The following is a 4,011-nucleotide window of genomic DNA, read 5'->3' on the forward strand; positions in this document are numbered from 1 at the left end:
TACTAGGGGATTTTTGTTTACTGTACGGATTCTTTTTCTTCTGTAACGGCATGTATTTTATTGTTTACCCAGACAAATCCAATTCCGATACAAATGGAAATGCCCCATCCAACAGCGGTCATAATCGCTCTCATTTCACCATAGCCATCTACACCGAAAACAGAGATGAAATAAATTTTTAAGAAGCTTTTTAATATGAATTGTAGCCCGAAAAATAGCGTTAAATATTGTAGTGCTGGATAGATACGACTATCACGATACAGTTCACGACTTTTGTCACGGTCATGGCCTTGCAGTGCGGCAATATCTGCTGCGAAATATAACATAAGTGGCTTTTTTATAAATATTGTACATATGACGATAATGCCGAGTACGATGTGATAATACGCATCGTTCCATAGCATTCGTTCAGCTGATCCAGATAATAGATCTACCGTTGTATTAGAAATAAGTGTAATTAAAATAAAGAATCCTGTCACGTTAAACTGTTTTTCTTTTTTAAAGGTATACAGTGTATAAATAATCCCCGGAACAGAAGAAAGTAACATCGCATAATAAGGATCGATATAAGGTTTTGCAAATTTCCAAATGAGGAATGGAATTACGAGATAAAAGACAAGATCTAATATAGCTTTTTTATTTTGATTCATACAAATCCTCCTTAAGTCATACATATATTTTATAATATAATTTCTGAAAATTGTATAAGGTTTAATGGGAAAAGAAAAAATATATCATTTTTTGAGGGATTAGTAGATTGAAAAAAATTGCCCCTAGCGTAGTAAGTTTTTTTAGTATATAATAAAGGAAACGCTTTCATTTTTAGTTTGTTCACAAAATGGACGGAAAATCACATAATTACTATCGATATGTTGCTTTATAATGAAACTAATTAAATATACATGCATACAATATTGTGAAATAAATAACATAAATAATCTATATAAATGTAAACGTTATCAAAAGAGAGAGGTGGAGACAATGAGTAAATTTTTCTTCAATCATAATCCAGCAACAGTAGAGGATGGAAGGCTTGTTAAATATGCTGAAATTATTTATGGAGAAGGTGGCCGTTCTGTATTAGAAAATTTAATGGTGAAGGCATCTATCAGATTGCGTGATCGTTATCCGAATAAATCTGACGAGCAGATCTCGAACCTAGTAAATAAAGGCATCCATGACATGTTTCAAAAATATGTGAGCGAGTAAGAGTAGCCAATGGCTGCTCTTATTTTTTTGTATAAGGATTGTATTTCTAGCTGAAAATAAGGGTGTATTTTGAAAGACATAAGAAGGAGTGGAACAAATGAGTAATGGAATTGGCCGTTCAAAAGAAAACCTTCCGACAGATGCAAATCATGTGAGTGCAAAGGATCGTGCGCATCAAAAACGTATGGCAAAGCAAAAACAACAAGGGCGTAATGGCGATAGAGGATAACTCAAAAAAGCTCCTTCTAAAACAGAAGGGGCTTTTTAAGATAGAAAATGATTTGCGGTAACATAAAAAAGTCCGCCGTTAATAATTTGCACTGTAATGCGTGGCTCGTATTGTTCTTGCAGTGCTTGTTTTTCAATTTCATAGCTTTCGGGAAGTTCATCACTTTCTTCATAAAAACGATTTAAAAGGTCTAAATCGTGATTCCAGCGCACTCTTGCTTCTTTCGCCCACGTATGGTCATCTTCTGCAATTATATTCTTTAAAGCGTCCTCTATACGTTGTAAACCACTTTGCGGTTTAATAATAGGCGAGAGCGTAAAACAAAAGTCAGGTATTTTCGGTGTAAGTTTAATTTTAGCTAATGTTTCATGAAAGTTTGCAATCATTGTGCCAGAAATGAGATGAATCCCAATGGAGTGAAGGATGTCTTTTTTTCGATCACATTGATAGGAAACTTTAATATTTACACCGAGCCACGGATGGAGCGGTGTATGTGTTGCCCCGCTATGCCGTACTTCCTCATATAAGCGTATATAAGAGCCTAATTCTTTTGTTGTTTGGAAAATTTGATGAAGGCGTGGAGAACCGTAGTGAATAAGCTCACCATCGTTTTCTTCACTTTCTGGATTTGTAAGAAGAGTAAGGCGCATCGGATTCGGTACGCCTCCTGTTTTCTCAAGATAGTGCCAATAAAAAGGGCGATTCATTAATAATTTATCCATCTCAATTGTTAACTGCACATCTAATAGATGAGGGGAACGGTTTAAAATTTCACAGTTATTCGCCTCGAAAAAATTGTATAAGTAATTATGAATTTCATGTTGCTGCATAGCCTTGCACCTCAGCTTCATTTCGTTTTGCGAAGTCGATAATAGATGTTAAGTTTTCCATCTTAATTCGGATTTCTCCTTCGCTTTTTGACTGCGCAAATATTTCTTGAATGTGCGCGTCGATGTTTTTCATATTAATTCTCGTTAAAATTTCATCAAGTTCGCCGATAACACGCTCAAATAAATTGATTTTTTCATATAACAGCTTCAAAATATGTTCTTCAACAGTGTGTTTTGTAGCTAAGTTATAAATATGAACATCATTCTTTTGACCAAGACGGTGAATACGTCCGATTCTTTGTTCAAGACGCATTGGATTCCATGGCAAATCATAATTAATCATATGGCTACAAAACTGTAAGTTAATCCCTTCCCCACCAGCTTCAGTTGCAATTAATACTTGTGCATGGTTTTGGAAAAGTTCCTTCATCCAATCTTTCTTCCCACGTTTAAACCCACCGCGGAATGGAACGGAAGAAATACCGTGTTGTTGTAAAAACCATTGTAAGTACATTTGTGACGCTCGATATTCTGTAAAGATGACGACTTTATCGTCAATTTCTTTTATAAGCTCAAGAGCTTTAGTCGCTTTTGAATTGAAAGGAATATGATTAATTTTGTCCATTAGCACATCAATATGCGGGTCTTTTATGTAATGCTCATTTTCCTTCTGTCGTTTTTCTACATGTTTTTTTAATGAATAGTACACAGCCTCGCGACTACTACACGCTTCCCGTTTTAAAGTTAACGATGAGAAAGCGGATGTGAAGGCGTCTTGTCCTCGCCAATTTTCAATCCCATTATACAAAGCTTGTTCCTCTTCATTAAACTCAACAAAAATTGTACGTACATGTCTCTTGGGCCAATCAATTCCGGTATTATGACGTCGATTTCGGACCATCACTTTGTTAATAAGAGCTTTTAAATCTTCATCAGATTCGGCTGAACGATTTTTTGAAGCGTAATATTCCTCAAAGTTGGATTGATTGCCTAAATGTCCTGGCTTTAATAAAGAAACAAGGTTGAAAATTTCATCAATCTTATTTTGAACAGGAGTAGCAGTTAATAATAAACAAAATTTCTTTTTTAATCGCTGTGCAAATTCATAGTTTTTTGTTTTATTATTTTTAAGTTTATGTGCTTCATCGATAATAATAAGGTCATATTCTAAGTTCAAAACGATATCACGATGCGGTGAACGTTTTGCAGTATCAATTGAGGAGACAATCACATCAGCTTGTTCCCATGAATAGCTTTTCTTTTGGGCTACAGCTGGAATGAAAAACTTTGTATTTAGTTCGTATGCCCATTGTGATACGAGAGAGGCAGGGACGAGTATAAGTACTTTTTTCACAAGGCCGCGGACCATATATTCTTTTAAAATAAGCCCAGCTTCAATCGTTTTCCCAAGTCCCACTTCATCTGCTAGTATCGCTTTACCATTCATTTGTTCAATAACATTTTGAGCGACTTCTAATTGATGAGGAAGTGGTGTGAAATGAGATAAGTGCTTCGGTGCTTGTAATCCATCGAAAGTAGGAACAAGTAATGATTTTTCTGTTTCATAAGCTAAATGATATAAATCCCAGTTTGTCCAGGGACCATCTTCGTCAATTCTATTTAAAAAATTGTTTTGCCACGTTCGATCTACGGAAATATCGACATTCATTACGACTCACCCACCTTTTATAAACTAAAGTAATTATTAAAAAAATCTTTATTATATAAACCTTGTAATAAGAC

General features: G+C 35.0%; 6 protein-coding genes. 2 read left to right on the forward strand and 4 right to left on the reverse strand.

Features of this window, described 5'->3' with window-relative positions; translation table 11 throughout:
* Nucleotides 1-17: 17 nt before the first annotated feature.
* Nucleotides 18-650: a VC0807 family protein gene (locus KI369_RS27055; protein WP_001073110.1), complete on the reverse strand. Its 633-nt coding sequence runs from the start codon at nucleotides 648-650 to the stop codon at nucleotides 18-20.
* A 141-nt stretch (nucleotides 651-791) separates the two neighbouring features.
* Nucleotides 792-908: a GTP pyrophosphokinase gene (locus KI369_RS27060; RefSeq protein ID WP_081260118.1), complete on the reverse strand. Its 117-nt coding sequence runs from the start codon at nucleotides 906-908 to the stop codon at nucleotides 792-794.
* A 73-nt stretch (nucleotides 909-981) separates the two neighbouring features.
* On the opposite strand from KI369_RS27060, the gene KI369_RS27065 reads away from it, so the two are divergent.
* Both KI369_RS27065 and KI369_RS29710 read left to right on the forward strand, forming a co-directional pair.
* Nucleotides 982-1,209 carry a hypothetical protein gene (locus KI369_RS27065; RefSeq protein WP_000032702.1) on the forward strand — a complete coding sequence of 76 codons (228 nt, stop codon included), beginning with the start codon at nucleotides 982-984 and terminating at the stop codon, nucleotides 1,207-1,209.
* A gap of 97 nt (nucleotides 1,210-1,306) precedes the next feature.
* The gene (locus KI369_RS29710; RefSeq protein ID WP_000064662.1) at nucleotides 1,307-1,438 is read left to right on the forward strand and encodes a hypothetical protein; all 132 of its coding nucleotides are present in this window, start codon (nucleotides 1,307-1,309) and stop codon (nucleotides 1,436-1,438) included.
* 35 nt (nucleotides 1,439-1,473) lie between these two features.
* Here KI369_RS29710 and KI369_RS27070 read toward each other — a convergent pair whose 3' ends face one another.
* Nucleotides 1,474-2,268, reverse strand: coding sequence for a YqhG family protein (locus KI369_RS27070; protein WP_212958654.1), 795 nt, complete (start codon nucleotides 2,266-2,268; stop codon nucleotides 1,474-1,476).
* Nucleotides 2,255-3,937: a DEAD/DEAH box helicase gene (locus KI369_RS27075; protein WP_212958656.1), complete on the reverse strand. Its 1,683-nt coding sequence runs from the start codon at nucleotides 3,935-3,937 to the stop codon at nucleotides 2,255-2,257. The genes KI369_RS27070 and KI369_RS27075 overlap by 14 nt, the downstream gene beginning before the upstream one ends.
* Between the last annotated feature and the right edge of the window lie 74 nt (nucleotides 3,938-4,011).

This window comes from Bacillus sanguinis (assembly GCF_018332475.1).
GTDB lineage: Bacteria > Bacillota > Bacilli > Bacillales > Bacillaceae_G > Bacillus_A > Bacillus_A sanguinis.

What these genes read in the sequence shown, in the direction of transcription:
- KI369_RS27075 (WP_212958656.1), bottom strand. Translation starts at nt 3,937, where the DNA reads ATGAATGTCGATATTTCCGTAGATCGAACGTGGCAAAACAATTTTTTA.
- KI369_RS27070 (WP_212958654.1), bottom strand. Translation starts at nt 2,268, where the DNA reads ATGCAGCAACATGAAATTCATAATTACTTATACAATTTTTTCGAGGCG.
- KI369_RS27060 (WP_081260118.1), bottom strand. Translation starts at nt 908, where the DNA reads ATGCATGTATATTTAATTAGTTTCATTATAAAGCAACATATCGATAGT.
- KI369_RS29710 (WP_000064662.1), top strand. Translation starts at nt 1,307, where the DNA reads ATGAGTAATGGAATTGGCCGTTCAAAAGAAAACCTTCCGACAGATGCA.
- KI369_RS27065 (WP_000032702.1), top strand. Translation starts at nt 982, where the DNA reads ATGAGTAAATTTTTCTTCAATCATAATCCAGCAACAGTAGAGGATGGA.
- KI369_RS27055 (WP_001073110.1), bottom strand. Translation starts at nt 650, where the DNA reads ATGAATCAAAATAAAAAAGCTATATTAGATCTTGTCTTTTATCTCGTA.